General features: G+C 69.7%; 20 protein-coding genes and 2 pseudogenes. 5 read left to right on the top strand and 17 right to left on the bottom strand.

Annotation, left to right across the window (positions count from 1 at the left end; genetic code table 11):
* Positions 1 to 88: 88 nt before the first annotated feature.
* From ACZ3TI_RS35025 to ACZ3TI_RS35015, 3 genes are read right to left on the bottom strand one after another with little or no spacing between them, the layout of a single operon-like run.
* Positions 89 to 250, bottom strand: a complete 162-nt coding sequence (locus tag ACZ3TI_RS35025; RefSeq protein ID WP_465733530.1) for a hypothetical protein — start codon at positions 248 to 250, stop codon at positions 89 to 91.
* Positions 247 to 633 carry a hypothetical protein gene (locus ACZ3TI_RS35020; RefSeq protein WP_465733528.1) on the bottom strand — a complete coding sequence of 129 codons (387 nt, stop codon included), beginning with the start codon at positions 631 to 633 and terminating at the stop codon, positions 247 to 249. The genes ACZ3TI_RS35025 and ACZ3TI_RS35020 overlap by 4 nt, the downstream gene beginning before the upstream one ends.
* 23 nt (positions 634 to 656) lie before the next feature.
* Positions 657 to 1079 (bottom strand): hypothetical protein, encoded by a 423-nt coding sequence (locus tag ACZ3TI_RS35015; RefSeq protein WP_465733526.1) that lies wholly within the window; start codon positions 1077 to 1079, stop codon positions 657 to 659.
* A gap of 650 nt (positions 1080 to 1729) precedes the next feature.
* Between ACZ3TI_RS35015 and ACZ3TI_RS35010 the strand changes: the two are divergent.
* Positions 1730 to 1850: pseudogene (locus ACZ3TI_RS35010) on the top strand (XRE family transcriptional regulator); the annotation flags it as partial.
* Positions 1851 to 2120: 270 nt separating this feature from the next.
* Here the strand turns inward: ACZ3TI_RS35010 and ACZ3TI_RS35005 are convergent.
* Complete coding sequence (locus ACZ3TI_RS35005; protein ID WP_465733524.1) at positions 2121 to 3050, bottom strand: hypothetical protein; 930 nt, start codon at positions 3048 to 3050, stop codon at positions 2121 to 2123.
* On the bottom strand, positions 3047 to 3397 hold the full coding sequence (locus ACZ3TI_RS35000; RefSeq protein ID WP_465733522.1) for a PadR family transcriptional regulator: 351 nt from the start codon (positions 3395 to 3397) through the stop codon (positions 3047 to 3049). The genes ACZ3TI_RS35005 and ACZ3TI_RS35000 overlap by 4 nt, the downstream gene beginning before the upstream one ends.
* A 240-nt stretch (positions 3398 to 3637) precedes the next feature.
* Here ACZ3TI_RS35000 and ACZ3TI_RS34995 point away from each other — a divergent pair, with 240 nt between their 5' ends.
* Entirely contained in the window at positions 3638 to 3901 is a 264-nt protein-coding gene (locus ACZ3TI_RS34995) for a hypothetical protein (protein ID WP_465733520.1), read from the top strand.
* Between the two features lie 114 nt (positions 3902 to 4015).
* On the opposite strand, the gene ACZ3TI_RS34990 is transcribed toward ACZ3TI_RS34995, so the two are convergent.
* Together ACZ3TI_RS34990 and ACZ3TI_RS34985 are read right to left on the bottom strand one after the other, a co-directional pair.
* Positions 4016 to 4414, bottom strand: coding sequence for a transposase (locus ACZ3TI_RS34990; protein WP_465733518.1), 399 nt, complete (start codon positions 4412 to 4414; stop codon positions 4016 to 4018).
* A gap of 261 nt (positions 4415 to 4675) precedes the next feature.
* On the bottom strand, positions 4676 to 5974 hold the full coding sequence (locus tag ACZ3TI_RS34985; protein ID WP_465733516.1) for an erythromycin esterase family protein: 1299 nt from the start codon (positions 5972 to 5974) through the stop codon (positions 4676 to 4678).
* A 289-nt stretch (positions 5975 to 6263) separates the two neighbouring features.
* Between ACZ3TI_RS34985 and ACZ3TI_RS34980 the strand changes: the two genes are divergently transcribed.
* A complete protein-coding gene (locus tag ACZ3TI_RS34980) occupies positions 6264 to 6482 on the top strand; it encodes a hypothetical protein (protein ID WP_465733514.1) in 219 nt (72 codons plus the stop codon).
* 107 nt (positions 6483 to 6589) lie between these two features.
* Here ACZ3TI_RS34980 and ACZ3TI_RS34975 read toward each other — a convergent pair whose 3' ends face one another.
* From ACZ3TI_RS34975 to ACZ3TI_RS34950, 6 genes and pseudogenes are all read right to left on the bottom strand, one after another.
* Positions 6590 to 7309, bottom strand: a complete 720-nt coding sequence (locus ACZ3TI_RS34975) for a hypothetical protein (RefSeq protein ID WP_465733512.1) — start codon at positions 7307 to 7309, stop codon at positions 6590 to 6592.
* Entirely contained in the window at positions 7306 to 8472 is a 1167-nt protein-coding gene (locus tag ACZ3TI_RS34970) for an NAD(P)/FAD-dependent oxidoreductase (RefSeq protein ID WP_465733510.1), read from the bottom strand. Before ACZ3TI_RS34970 ends, ACZ3TI_RS34975 begins: the two co-directional genes overlap by 4 nt.
* A complete protein-coding gene (locus ACZ3TI_RS34965; RefSeq protein WP_465733508.1) occupies positions 8472 to 10412 on the bottom strand; it encodes a LodA/GoxA family CTQ-dependent oxidase in 1941 nt (646 codons plus the stop codon). The genes ACZ3TI_RS34970 and ACZ3TI_RS34965 overlap by 1 nt, the downstream gene beginning before the upstream one ends.
* 161 nt (positions 10413 to 10573) lie before the next feature.
* Positions 10574 to 11221: pseudogene (locus ACZ3TI_RS34960) on the bottom strand (IS3 family transposase); the annotation flags it as partial.
* Positions 11146 to 11463, bottom strand: a complete 318-nt coding sequence (locus tag ACZ3TI_RS34955) for an IS3 family transposase (RefSeq protein WP_465733506.1) — start codon at positions 11461 to 11463, stop codon at positions 11146 to 11148. The gene ACZ3TI_RS34955 and the pseudogene ACZ3TI_RS34960, both read right to left, overlap by 76 nt.
* Positions 11460 to 11768, bottom strand: coding sequence for a transposase (locus ACZ3TI_RS34950; protein WP_465733504.1), 309 nt, complete (start codon positions 11766 to 11768; stop codon positions 11460 to 11462). Before ACZ3TI_RS34950 ends, ACZ3TI_RS34955 begins: the two co-directional genes overlap by 4 nt.
* A gap of 172 nt (positions 11769 to 11940) precedes the next feature.
* Between ACZ3TI_RS34950 and ACZ3TI_RS34945 the strand changes: the two genes are divergently transcribed.
* Complete coding sequence (locus ACZ3TI_RS34945) at positions 11941 to 12441, top strand: hypothetical protein (protein WP_465733502.1); 501 nt, start codon at positions 11941 to 11943, stop codon at positions 12439 to 12441.
* A gap of 34 nt (positions 12442 to 12475) precedes the next feature.
* On the opposite strand, the gene ACZ3TI_RS34940 is transcribed toward ACZ3TI_RS34945, so the two are convergent.
* Both ACZ3TI_RS34940 and ACZ3TI_RS34935 read right to left on the bottom strand, forming a co-directional pair.
* On the bottom strand, positions 12476 to 13621 hold the full coding sequence (locus tag ACZ3TI_RS34940) for a tetratricopeptide repeat protein (protein WP_465733500.1): 1146 nt from the start codon (positions 13619 to 13621) through the stop codon (positions 12476 to 12478).
* A 233-nt stretch (positions 13622 to 13854) separates the two neighbouring features.
* Positions 13855 to 13971, bottom strand: coding sequence for a DUF6193 family natural product biosynthesis protein (locus tag ACZ3TI_RS34935; RefSeq protein WP_465733540.1), 117 nt, complete (start codon positions 13969 to 13971; stop codon positions 13855 to 13857).
* Between the two features lie 218 nt (positions 13972 to 14189).
* Between ACZ3TI_RS34935 and ACZ3TI_RS34930 the strand changes: the two genes are divergently transcribed.
* The gene (locus ACZ3TI_RS34930; protein ID WP_465733498.1) at positions 14190 to 14732 is read left to right on the top strand and encodes a phosphoribosyltransferase family protein; all 543 of its coding nucleotides are present in this window, start codon (positions 14190 to 14192) and stop codon (positions 14730 to 14732) included.
* On the opposite strand, the gene ACZ3TI_RS34925 is transcribed toward ACZ3TI_RS34930, so the two are convergent.
* Positions 14686 to 15201 (bottom strand): DUF6924 domain-containing protein, encoded by a 516-nt coding sequence (locus ACZ3TI_RS34925; RefSeq protein ID WP_465733496.1) that lies wholly within the window; start codon positions 15199 to 15201, stop codon positions 14686 to 14688. The genes ACZ3TI_RS34930 and ACZ3TI_RS34925 overlap by 47 nt on opposite strands.
* 101 nt (positions 15202 to 15302) lie before the next feature.
* A complete protein-coding gene (locus tag ACZ3TI_RS34920) occupies positions 15303 to 15992 on the bottom strand; it encodes a hypothetical protein (protein WP_465733494.1) in 690 nt (229 codons plus the stop codon).
* Positions 15993 to 16195 lie beyond the last annotated feature (203 nt).

The following is a 16195-nucleotide window of genomic DNA, read 5'->3' as shown; positions in this document are numbered from 1 at the left end:
TCGCAATCCACACCGAGCCAGAAGGCCCTCACTCATTTCAAGATCACCCGACCGTGAACCCCGTCACCAACCTCCGTGGTCAGTACACCTAGTCCTTGGCGACGCGGTCCCGCCCGCACTGCGGGCACTCCAGCCGGTCCGGACCGACCCTCTCGGTCAGCTCCAGCGCGGAGTTCGCGCCAAACAGCTGGACCGTTTCCAACAGCGCCTGGGATGCTGACGCAATGCCCACCTGGAGCGACCTGCTCAAGCCCCGACCGGAGGAGATCTGGCGCGAGATGCGGCAGGTACGGCGTCGTCGTACTCGCGCCAGCCGTCCCCGTCGTTGTCGTGCCGCGTGATGGTCCACCAGGAGCCGCCCCAGGAATCGCGCGCAAGGTCCGCCACCGCCTGCTGCCGGCTGGCCAACGCCACCGGCCCGGCACCGGTGACGACCAGGGCGACCGGCGGGTACCCGGCCCGGGTGTGGCCGGGCCGAGTCCGCCGCCACCAGTGCACCGTACGGTCGCCCGGCTCCTCGTCGGCCAGCGCCGGGTCAGTGCTTCTCACCTTCGTGCGGAACAGCTCGCGGTAGGCGGTGAACTTCGCGGCCACCCGCTCCGGGGACTCCGTTCGCCGGCGGGCCGGGTTCACTGCCTGCTCCTATGGGCGGCGGCTCAGGTCTGCGCCCAGGCGGTTCCCCAGCAGTTGGACGTCTGCTGTGTGGGAACGTCGAAGTCGCAGAGGGAGTAGTAGATCAGGCCGTGCTCTGCGAAGCTCTTGTTGACGTTCGTCCAACCGGCAGCCTTGCCGTGGTCGTTGTAGATCACGCCGCTACGGCTCGGGTACCCCGGGTTGCTGTAGGACCACTCGATGGCGACGGGAATGCCGTTCGCGTTCTCGTCCTTCAGCCAGAACCATTCACCGTACGGCACGAAGCATGCGGTGGCGTTCCAGTCGCTGAGCCCGCAGTACTCCGATCCCGGGCCGCTCCCGCCGACCACCGACGCGCGCTGAACACCGTCGGCCGCCGAGGCTGGTGAGGTGGCGATGGCCAGGACGAGCAGGGCACCGAATAGCCCACTCGTAAGGGTCCGCACTAAACGCACAACTGCCCCTCTCTGTGCAGGTGCACAATCGCTTTCCTGATTAATCGCCAGGCTGCGAATCGGCCTCGCAGGGCAAGCGCGAACGAGATCGCCAACTGGCCGCCAGGTGGAGGCGTATGTCCGTCATCCTGCCGGCCATCACGCCGCAGGCCCACCCATGGAGCCCTGAACAGGCCGTGCCCGGGCGCGACCTGTGGACTCAGTTGTCGATCCAATAGTGGGTGAGCGTCTTACCGGAGAGGCACGCCAGCCGCACGGTTCGTGAGTCCTTGTACCAGGCAGTCCACTGGTAACTGGCGTCGCTGCACCTGATGCCCAGCCTCCATGTTTCACCGGCGGAACACCAGCCCTCGGCGACTTGACTGCTGATCTTCTTGGTGGAGCAGGAAGTGGCCCTGCTGCTGTCGGCTGACGCGGTTCCCGTTGATCCGATGCCCGTCAGAGCAATGGCCAGAACGACGGAGCCTGCCGCTGCTGCTTTTCGCATATCCACCCTCCGGTGTCGGGCTAGAGCCCCATGTTCTGGTCGGGGCAACGCAAAGAAAAGACCAAATACGGCCAACGGCTTCCCACAACTCCTGTGGCAGTCGGGTCGTGAGCCGACGGATGCTACCGGAGGAACACCACCTGCTGCTCAAGGAGGTGAGGCCGCCGAATTCGACACCCATGTACCGCGCCGGCTCGGACGGGACGGCGACCGGACCGTCGAACTCCTCGTCTCTCGTACGCCAAGGCGAGCGGGACCATCTCAGGGCCCGCACGCATGACCCGCCGCCGGGGACCTGGGAAGGACGGCCAGTTCTGGTCGGTCGCCACAGCCCGCAGCTGACCCCCAAGGGTGCGAGGAGAGCCACTACTGGGACCTGCTGGTCACTCGGGACCGCGGCTGACCCCCGCGGGTGCGGGGTGACGGTTCGAATACCGGCCTGACGGTTTCACAGGGGACGGCGACGGCCCTCGGCTGTGGCAACCACGGCGCTACCGGCCGGCCCCTTCCGTCGGCGGAAGGGGCCGGCGGTGGAGCCGAGCCGGTCAGGGGTGCTGCGGGTCGGCCCGGTGGGCGAACCGGTCCGACAGCCGCACCACGGCGAACGCGATCGCGTACCCGGCGGCGAACAGCACCACCGGCCGCAGGACGAACGGCAGGGCGTCCGGGTGGACGTCCACCAGCACGGGGCAGAGCAGCGGCGGCCCGGCCAGGACCGCCGCGGTCAGGGCCGCACGCCCCACCGTGCGTGCGGTGCAGGCGATGGCCACGCCGACGGACACCGGGGCGGCGAAATCGAAGCCCGTGTGGGCGGCCCGCTCTCCGAAGTAGCCTTCGGCCAGCGTCAGGGTGACCTCCGCGACGGTGATCGAGACGGCCACCGCCCACGGCGCGACCGGTCGCGGGTGTGACGTACGGTCCGGCGGGGCGACCAGCAGGACCAGGGCGTTGAACGCGAGCAGGACGGCCTGGGAGTCGCGGAGCTCGGTGCTGTGGAGGGTCGCGAGCAACGGCGTGGCCAGAACGGTGACCAGGGCCAGGGCCCTCGCCGCCGTCCAGCGTCCGGCCAGCACCGCGACCGCCATCAGCGCCGCCGGGGCGACCGCCAGCACCGTGACGGCGACCGCCCGGGCACCGGAGGGCGCCAACTCCTCGGCCCCGGGGCCGAGGACCAGCTGGACGGTGTTCCAGAGGTGCCAGGCGGCGTAGGTGCCGGCCAGTACCGCGGCGAGCGGGGCGGCGGTGGCCAGCGCCCGGCCCATCGGCCGGTGGGAGACCAGGCCGAGCCGGACCCGGGCGCCGTGTCCCGCCACGTCGGCGACCTCGCGTAACCCGGCGAGCGGGTGCGCGGTGCGGACGCGGCGTTCGGCGTGGTCGGCGAGTTCGGCCAGCTCGTGGGTGCCGTAGGAGGCCGGGTAGAGGGCGAGGGCCCGGTGCAGCAGTCGGGTGTTCAGGGTGGTCCGGTCCGGGGTCATGCCGTGCCTCCGGCGAGTCGGTTGCGGGTGGTCGCCAGGCGCCGGTCGGCTTCGCGGAGGGCGGCCCGCAGCCGCTCGCTCTCGTCGGTGAGGGCCTGGGTGCCGGTCGGGGTGAGGGCGAAGACGCGTCGGGGGCGTCCGTCGACGGTCTCCTCCCGTTCGACCCTGATCAGCCCTTCGGCCAGCAGCCGGTCGAGGGTGCCGTACAGGGTGCCGGCGCCGAGCCGTACCCGGCCGTCGGAGATCGCGGCGACCTCGTCGCCGAGGGCGTAGCCGTGCCGCGGCTGGTCGGCGAGGGCGGTCAGCAGGAGGAAGGTTGGCTCCTGCATGGAGCGTTTCTTCGTCATGCCGATCACCATAGTACGGTCACCGTAGTGTTTGGCAAGGGACGGATGACTCGTCGTCAACCGCCCCTGGAATGCCGCGGGCTGAGGCCAGCTCCGACCGCGCCCCGCCAAGTGTCCGGTCAACGTCGGGGCAACGTCGTGGCCCGCGGGCACGCGGCGCGACGAGGATGAGGACCGAGGCGCCGCCACCACGCGGCGACCCGCGAGTGGCGGCGAGGATGGCCGCCGAGGAGGAAGACGATGATGAAGCCCGGGACCCGCACGGCGCGCCTGGTCGCGATGGGTGTCCTTGCCGCGTCCGCGACCGTTCTGTCCGTCGGCGCCGCGAGCGCCAGCACCGGCCCCACCGGGGGCGGCGGCGTCTACCTCGGCCGGTTCACGGAACCGGACTGCTACAAGCGCGGACACGAGGCCGTCGACAGCCACCAGTACTCGCAGTTCTCGTGCGCGCGCGCCGTCAACCAGTGGGGCAACACCTGGCTGGACGACCTCTGGGTGGCCTGACCCCGGCGGCCCAGACCCGGGCGTCCCCGACCCGGGCGTCCCCGACCCGGTCGCTCCTGAAGTCGCACAGGCACGGGGGTGGTTCGTGCGACGCCCGGGCGCGGGGAAGGCGGTTCAGTCGTCGATCGCGCCCAGCAGGTCGCGCAGCAGGTCGTTGAGCTGGGCGGCCCGCTCGGGGCCGAGGGCGCGGGCGAACCCGGCTCCGCGTAGGCGGTTCTTGAGCTCGGCGTACCCGTTCTCGATCTCCCACCTCTGGTGATAGATCGCCGCCAGGTGCCGCGCCGGGGCCCGCATGTGGTCCAGCAGGCTGGTGACCAGCCGGAACGCCTCCGTGCGGGGTGGGCCGGCCTGCCGGTGAACAGTCACGGTGTACTGGATGATCCTGACGGTGTGGCCCTCGGGCGGCTGAGCCGGAGTGCGGCCGGCAGCACGTGCCTGGCCGTGCTGGACGGTCTCCTTCGGAGTCGGCATGACCGAGATGAACGCGCCCCCGCCCTGCCCGCTCTCCGTCATCCTTCCTGTGTACTGCCCAAAGCCGTGCACCCCCGACCGAGACGCACAGCGGCGATTCGCCAACTCGTGCTCCAGGCCCCGGCGCCGGTAGTCGCCCGCATGCTCGGCTTCCACGACGACGCCACCGCCAAGCTCGCCGCCGAGGCCGGAGGAACCTGGAGCCGATACGCCTCCGGCGACCACACACGGTCACCAGCAGGGTGGGTTCCACCGGGAACTGGCGACAGTTGAATAGACGAGCTCACCAGTCCGGACGCCGGGTTACTCGCCAATATCTGCTGTGAGCGTGGTGCGCGGCACGTTGACCACTGCGTCGTAGGCGTCCAGGGCGGCAGCGGGAAGGAATCCGTCGTCCATGCGGATGCGGGTGGGTTCCGTAAGCCCGTGGTGCCGGGCGTGCGCGCGCAGCGCGCGGAGGTCCACCAATGCTGGCGCCTCGGTCACTGCGGAGAACAAGGCCTCCGCGCTGTCAGGTGTCGCCTCGGGGGCTTCGGTTGCGGACTGGCGCATCCCGGCGGGGTGTGCCGGATCGGGCGCGTTCCGCACAGTCCGGCCTCCGCCGCTGGTCAGCGCCACGGACACATAGTCCGTTCCAAGTTCCTGCGCGAGAATATGCCCCATGGGGACACGAGGAAGTGGGACGCCATCGGGGTTGGTGGTGCGCTGGATGTGGGCGTTGTGGGCGGCTAGCACGACGCGGGTGCCGGGTACGGACTGGTCGAGCAGCTCCAGCAGGCTGTCGGCCAGGTAACGGTCACGGGCGGCGAGATCGGCGGCATCCGGTAGGCCGTTGAGCAGTTCGGCCATCGCGCGCTGCATCTGGTCGGTGCGCCAGGCGGCCCAGACGTCCGAGAGAGCGCGTTCGTAGGCTCGGTGTCCGCTGCGCAGGGCGTAGATCTCGCGCATGGTCGTGATGCGGTTGAGCAGTCGGCCGAGCGTTGCCGAGAGTCGGTCCTGGGGCTCGGGGACGAGGGCGCGGCGGGCGTAAGCGGAGGCAAGGCCCGAGCCGCCTGAAAGCGGCTCTGCCAGTTCCAGGGCGGTACGGGCGTAACGTTCCGCGCCGGGGTCGACGTCGGCCAGGTAGTCGGCGACCGGCTCCAGCGCGGGTACCAGCGAGCCGCCAGCTGCCGGAATGTCGAGTCCGGCGAAGCGGACAGGGTGCGCCGCTGAGGCGTTGTGGGAGCGCAGCCACTTCAGGGTGTCGCGGCCCTCGGCGGACTGGCCCGGATAGCCGTCCGCGCGGGGCATGAGCAGCGCGTCGAGGTCGCCATCACCACCGTGTACCCAGGCATCGACGGCCCGACCAGAGGCGGCCCCGAACTCCGCGGCGTAGACGGTGAATCCGCATTTCAGGACCAGGAAACGCAGAATCCGTTCGCGCAGCAGCCCGAATTCGCGTATCTGATGAGAGTTTTCTCCCAGAGCAACCACTCGTGCGTCGCCGATCAGGTGCTGCAGCGCCGCCAGGTCATCAAGTGGAGCATCGAGATGAGGTGCAGAGAGGCGGACGGCGTTATGGGTCGTCCATTCAACGAGGCTGAGCGGATGACTGGGATCCATGATCGCACCCTAGCAGCCGACGACCGCGCCTCGAACTCGCTTGAAAGCACGCAGGCCAGAGACAACAGCGCTTGCAGAACATCGTCGCCAGGTCGTCCCGGGCCCGCATCCTGGCCTTCGCGGCCAGGCAGGCGATCAGCGCGACCCGCCGGTTCGCGGTGTAGTCCTTGAGCGTGGCCGCGTCCTGGGCCTCCGCCTCGCCGGCAAAGTCCGCGACCTTCCCGGACGCCACCCCCTCCAGCCACGTGGCGGCATCGTGTCGACCCACTCCAGGTGGCCCTTCAGCCGCTTGAAGTTCGACCAAGTCGCCCGCCCCGGGTTGTGCTTCAGCGCGTTGAACGGCGACTTGCCGTCCAGCCCCACCACGTCGACCAGCCTCAGCAGCCCGTCCCGCCCCTCCTCGGTCATCCGCTCCCGGATCCCGCCCAGTTCTGGGGACCGCTTCGAGACCTGGCTGCGGATCGACCAGGTTCTCGCACTGGTCCCGGCCTTCCGGATCGGGTGGTAGTGCCCGATCCGGAAGGCCGGCAGTTCCACTGCGGAGTCAGCCGGTCAGGCGTGGGTGAGCACGTCGAGGAACCGGGACAGCGGATCGGTGTGCATGGCCCTGCCTCGTCAGGCGTTGAGCGTGGTGATGTTCCACCAGCGTTCGTCACCGAGGTCGAGTGTGATCGGCGTGGGGGCTGCCTTGCCGCGGTGGAGCATGGCCGGGTAGCTGCCGTCGGGCAGCGGCCTGGTGGTCCACGGCTGGCCGTCGTGCCCGTTGTCGGGCACCGAGGGGATGGTGATCTCGACGGCGTTCGCCAGGTCGCCCGCCGTGACGCCGTCGGGCACCTGCCGGAGGGTGAAGATCTGCTCGAAGTGGGGGCGCTGGACCAGGCGGTGGGCGATGTGGGCCTCCTTGCCCCGGCCGTAGAGCAGGTAGGTGAGGTGCGCTGGGAAGGGCTCCTCGCTGAACCGCCGGAAGTTCAGCACTCGCTTGATCCGCACAGTGAAGCCGCCCGAGATGGGCTCCCAGATCCGGTCCTCGCCGTTGCCGGTCTGGGTGACCCGGTCGAGGCGGGCCGGGTACTCGGTGACCGAGCCGTCGCCGATCGGGGGCAGCACCATGTCCTCGGTGTTGCGCACCGCGTGCCAGCTGGCCGGGCGGTCCGCCTGGTCCTTGAGGTAGATGTCGACGATGTCGGTGGGCAGGTCGTACTCGACCACGACCTGGTAGCGGTGCTCGGCCATGCCGAACATGGCCAGGTGGTAGCCGAAGACTGTGTCCCGGCCGGACAGGATGAAGGAGTGGACCGAAGGGTCCTCGTGATCGTGGTCGTGACGGGTGGTCATGCGAGCTCCTTTTGGACGCTGTGCTGTGGTGCGCAGGGATGCGGTAGGGACGTGTGCCGGCGCTGCCAGAAGATCCGGTCGCTCCAGCGGTTCTCCAGGCGGTACACCGCGTGGTGGTTGCGCCGGTAGACGGAGTGGATCGCGGCGACCTGGGCGCGGTAGGACTCCAGCGCCTGGCCGTCACCGTCGAGATGGGCGGCCAGGGCCGAGGCTCCGGTCATACCGGTGTGCAGGGCGGTGAGGATGCCCTGGGAGGAGATCGGGTCGAAGGCGGTGGCGGCGTCACCGACGGCGATCCAGCCGTCGCCGGTGGGAGTGTCGAGGTGCGAGGAGTGGGCGGGGGCCCGCCTGACAGTAGCGTCGGTGGGCAGCGGGTGGGCGCCGGCCCGGACCGCGACGTGCCGGGTCTGCCGCAGCAGCCGGGCGAAGTCCGAGCGGGTGCGCGGTGCGGGCGGGGCGAGGTCGGCGTCGGTGAAGTAGGCCACCAGGCGGCGGCCGGTGGGCAGCAGCGCGGTGTACCACCAGCCGTCCTGGGCGGATTCGACCAGCGAGCAGGTCTCGCCCGCTCGGCCCGTGGGGTCGGGTGCCAGGTCCATACAGGTGGCGACCAGGCCGTCCATGCGGTGAGCGGCGGCCCGGCCGACGGAGGCTACCGCCCGCCGGCGGCCGCTGGCGTCCACCAGCCAGTTGCACCGGACCATCCGCTGCTCGGCTGGTCCGCGCAGTGCGACTGCCCAACTTCCGTCTGTGGAGCGTGACTTCGGGCGTGCTGTGGTGTGCTCCGCCACTTCGGCGCCGGCCGAGCGGGCCGCTTCGCGCAGGCACCGGTCGAATCGAGCCCGGTCCAGGTGCCAGCCGGGACCGTTCGGGTCGTTGATGAAGTCCGTGTGACGCAGGGCGGTCGATCCCCAGGCGGAGAGGTTGGCGTAGCAGGTCAGGTGGCCGGCCACGACGGGCCGTTGACCGGCGCCCAGGTCGGCGAGCAGGACCTTGGCCACCGAGGGCAGGGCCTCGCCGAGCTTGGGCGGGCCGTTCCCGGCGTCCGTGAGCAGGACGGTCCGGCCCGCGCGCGCCAGGGTCAGGGCGGCGGCGGCGCCCGCCGGTCCGCCGCCGGCGACCACCACGTCGTAGTGGTCGCCTGCGGCGGTGCGCCGACCGGTCATCAGGCGTTGTCGCGGAAGGGCGCGACCTTGTCGATGAAGCCGGCCGTCACCTCTTCGGCGGTGTAACCGCTGACCGAGATCGCCTGGTTGATCGCCACCGACGCGAGGGCCGGGTCTGCGGCCTGGGGCACGTGCAGCGTCACCAGGTTCTGGGTGAGCGGAACGCCTTCGAGGTCGATGGAGGGCCTGGACTCCACCTGGATCCGGTCGGGGAAATCCTTGGCGCCCTCGCGCACTTCGACGATGCCGAGCCGGTACCAGTCGTCGATCATCTGGTTGAGCTGGTCGGTGTTCTGCCCGCGCAGTCCGCGCAGCCACACGGCCCGCCGCTCGAACGCCTCGGTGCGTTCGGCCAGCGGCCGGGTCTCGTCCACGACCACCTGGTAGTCGTCCTCGGTGAGGACGTGGTTGGGGACCCGGGCCGGCCAGAACGTCGGCAGGTACGGGTCGTGGCGCGGACCCAGGGACAGCTCGTAGCCGGAACGGCAGCTGGCGGTGTCGCTCTGCCACGGGACGGCCATCCACCGGGAGAGGTCACCCGGCGCCTGGGTGTACAGCGGTCCGTTCACCGACAGCGCGGTCTCGGGGGTGAGGACCGTGCCGTACGAGGGCTCGGGTTGGTCGGCCGGGCGGTGGCGGATCCGGAACGGCGCCATGTACATCGAGGGGTGCCGGATCGGCCAGGTGACTTCGCAGCCGGGGTGGAAGGCGTCGGCGAGGCAGAAGTCCAGTGCGGCTCGGTCGAGCGCGGCCGGCTGCTCGGCGAGGCGCACCTCGGCAAGTGTCCGGGGCGGCGGGGTGGCCCCGAGGGTGCCCCAGTCGTCCTCGAAGTCGCCGTCGGCCCAGTACTGGAACATCCGGTACTGGGTCGGGGAGAACGCCATGTGGTGCAGCGGCGAGCGCGGCGGGATAGCCATCGCATCCCCGTACAGCCAGGGCCAGGGGACGGGCGAGGCGCCGTCGCGCCCGAAGTCGCGCAGCGCGTTGAACACCTGCCGGCGCAGCGCGCGGCGGGTGGGGGCGTTGCTGCTGAGCCGTGCCAGCATCTGCGGGGTGGTGAACTGGCCGAGACCGTCGTGCCCGTAGTACCCGGCGAAGCCGTGGTTGACCCACTGATGATCGGTGAAGCGCTGGAGCACCGGTGCGATGTGGCGGGTGAAGGAGACCCTGTCCGGGAACGGCAGCGATCCGTCGCAGACGAACACGTCGTACAGCAGGTCGTAGAGGGTGCGGATGCCCTTCAGCGCAGGGGCGTAGTTGGGCGGGGCGACCAGGACCCAGGCGGGGTCGACCGGCAGAACGCGGCCGCCGACGGTGACGGTCGCCGTGACCGGGCCGTCGCCGATGTCGTCGTGCCAGCCGTCGTTGTTGGCGTAGGTGGTGATCGGCTTGCCGTTGTAGGAGGCCGACTGGCCGAAGCCGCCGAGCACCAGCAGGTGCCCGTCCTCGTCGGTGCGCAGTTCCCCGAGATAGACCTCCTTCCCCATGAACTTGCCGTCGCGGAAGTGGAAGTCGGGGCCTGAGAGGTTTCTCCCGCTGATGCTGATCGGGCCCGGGTCGATGATCAGGTCTTTTCGGAGGTCGCCGGTGATCTCCTTGTTACGCAGCTCGGACGCATTGGCGCCTGCCGCGTCGGGAATGTCGAGAGCGAGCTGGAACTGGTACCAGGCAGCCTTCTTGTTCGCCAGGTGCGCGCTCCAGCGGATATCGGCGTTGTCCGCCGTCAGCTCAGCCACCACCTCGCCCAGGGCGTTGTACCCGTAGACCCGAAAGCGCGCCGCCTCGCGTTTGATCGCGCCGGCGGAGTCCTTGTAGAAGCCCGGGTCCTGCGGCGCGGGGTCGGGCACCTCGGGTGCGGTGTAATACTCCTCCAGTGAGTTTCCGACTCTGGCGATTCCGATGGCGGGGTGGATCGCAGCACGGACGATCTCGTCGGTCATCTGGCTCGGTGCCTCCAATTCCGGGGATCCGGCTACGAGCCGAAGGTTCGTTCGCAAAACACTATGGGAGGAGGCTCTGATCCGATTGGAGGGACACGCATGACCACTCGAGAGAGTGAGGGGGCCAGTGAAGTTCCACCCTGCGGTTGGACACTGTCCGTCTACGCCGCCAAGGCGTGACCTTGCTGGTGTCGCTGTCGGATCTCGAGTGGGGTGAGGTAGCCCCACTGGGGGTGCTTGCGCAGGTGCCTGCGGTTGTAGAAGGTCTCGATGAACGCGAAAACCTCCGCGCGGGCGGTGGCGCGGTCCGGCCAGATCCGGGTGCCGATCTCCTCCTTCAACACGGCGAAGAAGCTCTCAGCGGCAGCGTTATCGTAACAGGAACCGACTCGTCCCATCGACTGCCTCATTCCCAACTTGCTTATCTCAGTTCGGAATTCAGTCGACGAATATTCACTTCCGCGGTCCGAGTGGAAAATGCAGCCGCGCTCCAGGCCACCGCGGCCGGCCGCCATCCGCAACGCGGCCACCGGCAGCTCGGCGCGGTGGTGGTCGGCCATCGCGTAGCCGACGACCTCGCGGGTGGCCGGATCGATGCAGGTGGCCAGGTAGAGCCAGCCCTCCTCGGTCGGCAGGCAGGTCATGTCGCCGACCAGCCGCATCCCGGGGCGGGGTGCGGTGAAGTCGCGCCCGATCAGGTCCGGGACGACCACCGGCTTGCGGGCCTGGCGGGTCAGGCCACGGCGCCGGCGCCGGGTGACGCCCGTGATACCGCGCTCGCGCATGATCCGCTCGACCTCCTTCCGGTTGACGGCCCGCCCTGGCGGCGAAGTTCCGCGTGCACGCGCGGGACGCCGTAGGCGCCCCTGGAAGCGAGGTGGATCACGGTGATCTCGGCCGCGAGCAGTTCCTCCTCGCGCAGGCGGGCCCGGCGGGCGGCCTCGCCGGCCCGCCAGGCATAGAACGACGACCGGGAGATCCCCAAGACGGCACAGATCCGCTTGACGCCCCAGGCGCCGTGGTGATCATCAACGAAACGGAAGCGGATCACCGTGTCGTCTCGGTCGCGAAATAGGCGGCCGCCTTGCGCAGGATCTCGATCGTCATCTGCTGCTCGACGGTCTGGCGCCGCAGCCGGGTGAGCTCCTCGCGTTCGGCGCTGGTCAGCTCACCCGGCCGGCCCTCGCCCCGGTCGGTCTTGTCCTGCTTGACCCAGCCCCGCAGCCCCTCCGGGCTGACCCCCAGTTCCCGGGCGATCTCGGTGACGTTCCGATGCGGCGAGGACCGGACGAGCGCGACCGCGTCCCGCTTGAACTCTGCCGTGTACCGCTCGGCCATGTTGCTCTTGATTCCCACCTGGTGCTGCTTCCTCCGGGCTTGCATCGCCCAGTCTCCAGGTGTCCAACCTCAAGGGGAAACTTCAGGCTGACCTGCGATGGGGAGTTTGGCGGGGCGAAACTCACCGGCCTTGCGGGGCGAAACTCACCGGCTGTGCGTGACCTTGATGGTGCCAATGAGTTCACCGGTCATGACGAACGTGACCATGGCGGCAGCAGATCCGGGCGCCGAAGACGAGGACCAGGAGCAGCGGGAGCAGCAGGCGGTGAACGAGCTGCTCGCTGAGGCGAGCGAGGCGGGCCGGCGGGCGGCCGGGTGGGTGCGCGAACTCGCCGAGCGGCAGGAGGAGGCCGCGCCCCGCCGAACCTTGAAGCGGGCCGCCGACGCCATCGAGCGGGCCGCCGGGCGGGAGGTCGTCCCCGGCGGCGACGGCCAGCTGACCGAGGAGCTGGCGTACGACCTGGCCGTTGACGTCGTCGTCGGCCAGGTGCACGGCGCGGGGCTGCCGGAGCTGTCGATGGGCGAGCGGATCGCGGTGGTCGCCGTCTGCGCGCTCACCGCGGCGATGCCCTCCTCGGTGCTCGGCGAGCCGGAGCGGGAGCTGCCCGCCCTGGCCGCCACGATGGACGCCGCGGTGGCGGCCGGCCGGCCGCCCGGTTGTGAGCAGCTGTCCCGTCTCACCGAAGTTTGACGATTCTCAACGAAGTTTGGCCGCGGTGCCCTGGCTAGAACGGGGGCTCCACACTGAACCCGTCCGTAGCGGCCCAGGGATCGTCCTGCTCCCGCCGCTCCGCCGCCTCTCGTTCCCCCTCCCGCTCCCGCCGTTCGGCAGCCGCGCGACTCTCGGCGATCGTGGGAATGGCGTCAAGGGCCTCGGCCGGGCGGCCGTCCAGCGCCCATTGGAGGAGGTTCCAGCAGTCGTAGTACTCGTAGGCGGGCCGGCCGGTCTCGACGGCTTCGTCGACCCTCCCCTGGCGAACGAGGAGGCCCATCAGCGCCGCCCGGTCCTTCGGATGGTCGTGGGCCTCGATACCATCGCGCAGCACGGCCTCCGCCTCGTCCGCCCGTCCCGCGTCCTCCAGCGCCTTCGCGTACACGTCGAGGGCTGAGCGATGGTCCTCGGCGGCGAGGGCCGCCAGCTCGTCGATCAGGCCCTGCCGGGCGAGGAGTTCCGCGTAGTACTCCGGGAAGTTGACAGGGTGTCGCCGGCCCGAGGCTCTCTCGGCGCGCAGGACCTCGACGGCCTCGGCCGTACGCCCGAGCCGCTCCAGGACCCGGGAGATCAGGAGCAGCACGTTCCAGCGCTCCATCCGGCCCGTCCCGCAGGATCCGCCGCACTGCGTGCACGCCGCGCTCTCGATGGGCTCCAGGCGCTCGGCCTCCCGCGTGAGCACGTCCAGGACCAGGTTGTCGTGTCCCCGCCCCTCGGTGATCTCGACCAGGCGGGAGCGGAGCCAGTGCTCCCCGAGGTGGGGCGTGAGCAGGTCGACGGCCTCCTCGATCCGTCCGGCGTTCGACAGCAGTTCGGCGTAGCGGGCGCACACGTGGCCGTCGCCCAGTTCGGTGGTGTCCGGGCGTACCATCGCGAGCGCCTCGTCGCCCTCGCCCCGGTGGATCATGATCTCTGCAATGAACCACTCGGCGGGCCGCCAGCCGATCTCCGCGAACGGGGCCACCAGCGCCAGAGCCCGATCGCACTCCCGCGCCGCGCACAACTCCCGGGCCGCCGCCTCCGCGCAGTTCCAGTCCCCGCGCTCCCGCGCCGCCCGGACCAGCAGTTCCACCTGTCCCAGGTCGAGGAGGGTCCGCACCATCCGCGGATAGACGCCACCGTGGTGGCGCGCCTGCCAGAAAAGATCACCGATGTTCACGCGGGCACCCTACGAACTGCCGCCGACAGCCTCCGCCCAGCCGAAACCGGGACGCCCACCACCCCTCGCGCACAACGGTCGAGCTCCGCTGAGACAACCCGCCACCGGTCAAGGTCCGCTGAGACTGCTCAAACTTCGGTGAGACGGGTCAGCAGTTGTCCTCTGACACGCGATCTTGACCGATTGCCAAGTGACTTTGACCGGCTCCGGTTCCAGTGGGATGGCCTGGGGGTTCAGTCAGTGTGGCTGTCCGGCGGGGGCCAGGGCCCTTCGAAGGCCGGCCCGCAGTCGGCGGGCAGGTTGGCCACCACCAACGCGGCCGCCTCCTGCGGCGTGAGCCCCTCGCCCAGGACACGCCGGCGTCCGCTCCACCGACGCCTACGTCCACGCCGACATGACCATCAAGGAGAAGGCGCTCGCGCTGACCGCGCCGGTCACCGCCCGGCCGGGCCGCTACCGACCCACCGACAAGGTCCTCGACTTCCTCGACCGCCTGTGACTATGCCGAGACGCTTCGGACCAAAGAATTGATTTGCTATACACGGCGGCGCCCTGAACACTCCCGCTCATGGTCACCAGCGCCCGCGGACTCGCACTCGAACACTTCCAATGGATCGACGGTCATGCGGATGTTTGGGCGATCTTCCGTGACCCCAGGGCGCTGACAGCGGTGGTCCGCGGCCTCGTCGATCCCTTCCGGGACGCGCGGATCACGGCAATCTGCGGGATCGAGTCCCGAGGTTTCCTCCTGGGCGCCGCCGCAGCCGTTGAGCTCGGCGTCGGATTCGTCCCGGTCAGGAAGAGCGACGGCCTCTTCCCGGGCGACAAGGTCACACGCCAGACAGACCCGGACTATCGAAGCCTTCGCCAGACCCTCAGGCTCCAGCGGCCCTCCCTGGTCCCGGGCGACCGAGTCGTCCTGGTCGACGACTGGATCGAGACCGGAAGCCAGGCTCTCACGGTCAAGAGCATGGTCGAGGAATGCGGCGCGAGTTGGGCCGGTTGCAGCGTCATCGTTGATCAACTCGCCGAGGAGACCAAACGCGCACTCGGAACAGTCAGCGCTATTCTCCACGCCCGTGAACTGCCAGCCTGCGACCCTTCCGCATAGGCGCGGTCTCGGCATAGGTCGATCTATGCGGATATCGACATAGGTCGACGACATCGGCGAAGTCCAGGTTGGCGATCGACAGGTTCGCGTGGATGTCGCCGATACCGGCGGGAACCGTCCGGACCGCTCCGCTGTACGCCTCGAACTCCTCGTCGCTCTCGCATTCCTCCCGAGTCAGCACGGCCACCGCCAGCATCGCGTGGTCGCGGCCGTTCATCGTCAGGTGGTCTGCCAGGTAGACGACGCTCAGTTCCTCATCTCCGGAGAGAGCGGCGATCACGTCGTCAGCCGTAGCCCCCGCCCAGACCGGATCATTGACGATGTGCAGGTAGGACTCGACGTCCCCGTCGACGAACTGCCACGGCTTCGACAGCTCCGCCAGCACGGCCTGCCAGCCGTCCTCATCGCCGAAGTCGGTTCTGATGATCAGCGCGGCGGACTCATCGCGGTCGGCAATGGCGGGCAGCATCCTCGGACTCCAGTCTCTACCAGGGCGTACGTACCGAGCACACCCTGCCACCCCCGTGTCCCGTCTCACCGAAGTTTGACCGACTCCTACGGCTGAGCGCTTCAGTCGGCTGGTTGAGTGTTCGGTGTCGATTGCTGTGTCGAGTCGCTGGCGCGGCTGTCGAGCAATGGCGTGGGCAGCGGTGCCACCGAGGTCGTCCGCATCCAGTCCGTCCGGCCCGGGGTCCCGCCGCGCAGCTGGTCCCGGGCCGGCCACGTGGCCACCAGATCGTGGTGGCCGGCGAAACGCGGGCCGGGGACCGTGTCATGCGTCGATTCACCGTTCAGCCAGCAGATCTGCCAGGTGACCTTCTCGGTGTCGAGCAAGCAGCACACCCCGCCGCTCGCGGCGGTGAGTCCAGTGAACACCTCCCGGATGCTCGAGGACCGCTCGAACGCCAGGCTCATGCCCGTCGTGGCCGCGGTGAAGCTCAGTGACACGTAGTCGGGGTGCCACCAGGACGTGAACTCGACCGCGAGGTAGATGTACCCGATTGCCTGCCTCCCGTGCTTGTCGCGTTCCGCCCGACTGGTCTCGGAGAACTCGCGCATCGCGTCGTCATCGACGCTGCCGTCCACCCGGACCGGCCCGTTCCGCCGCACTACGACTTCCGGATGTCGCAGGGCTGAGCCCGGTCGGCGGTCGGTCGGCGGTTCGGTCGGCGTTCGTCGGTGCCAGATCGGCGCCCAGGTCGACCGCATCGCCGCCGAAGCTGCCACACAGGCGGGCACTTCGAGGGCCGCCGTCGTCACGCTGGCTACGCCTGGGCGCCCAGCCTCAGGGCGACCGGCGACCGGCGACCCGAAGATCTACCCGGCCGAGGGCATCAGGATCACCGCATACGACGCCCAGGGTATGGGCCTCGGCGACCAAGATCCTGATGTCCTGACCGGTACTGCCGCCACGCGCTGCTCGGCCGTCTGCGGTAGTTCCGTGAGCGAACGTGTCCATGTCG

The organism is Kitasatospora sp. NPDC023120 (assembly GCF_055560835.1).
This window is presented reverse-complemented; position numbering and strand designations above follow the sequence as displayed.

Bases quoted from the DNA above. Each gene is read 5' to 3' on its own strand.
- ACZ3TI_RS35005 (WP_465733524.1), bottom strand. From the start codon at position 3,050: ATGACCCCGGACCGGACCACCCTGAACACCCGACTGCTGCACCGGGCC.
- ACZ3TI_RS35000 (WP_465733522.1), bottom strand. From the start codon at position 3,397: ATGACGAAGAAACGCTCCATGCAGGAGCCAACCTTCCTCCTGCTGACC.
- ACZ3TI_RS34995 (WP_465733520.1), top strand. From the start codon at position 3,638: ATGATGAAGCCCGGGACCCGCACGGCGCGCCTGGTCGCGATGGGTGTC.
- ACZ3TI_RS34990 (WP_465733518.1), bottom strand. From the start codon at position 4,414: ATGACGGAGAGCGGGCAGGGCGGGGGCGCGTTCATCTCGGTCATGCCG.
- ACZ3TI_RS34985 (WP_465733516.1), bottom strand. From the start codon at position 5,974: ATGGATCCCAGTCATCCGCTCAGCCTCGTTGAATGGACGACCCATAAC.
- ACZ3TI_RS34975 (WP_465733512.1), bottom strand. From the start codon at position 7,309: ATGACCACCCGTCACGACCACGATCACGAGGACCCTTCGGTCCACTCC.
- ACZ3TI_RS34970 (WP_465733510.1), bottom strand. From the start codon at position 8,472: ATGACCGGTCGGCGCACCGCCGCAGGCGACCACTACGACGTGGTGGTC.
- ACZ3TI_RS34965 (WP_465733508.1), bottom strand. From the start codon at position 10,412: ATGACCGACGAGATCGTCCGTGCTGCGATCCACCCCGCCATCGGAATC.
- ACZ3TI_RS34945 (WP_465733502.1), top strand. From the start codon at position 11,941: ATGACGAACGTGACCATGGCGGCAGCAGATCCGGGCGCCGAAGACGAG.
- ACZ3TI_RS34930 (WP_465733498.1), top strand. From the start codon at position 14,190: ATGGTCACCAGCGCCCGCGGACTCGCACTCGAACACTTCCAATGGATC.
- ACZ3TI_RS34925 (WP_465733496.1), bottom strand. From the start codon at position 15,201: ATGCTGCCCGCCATTGCCGACCGCGATGAGTCCGCCGCGCTGATCATC.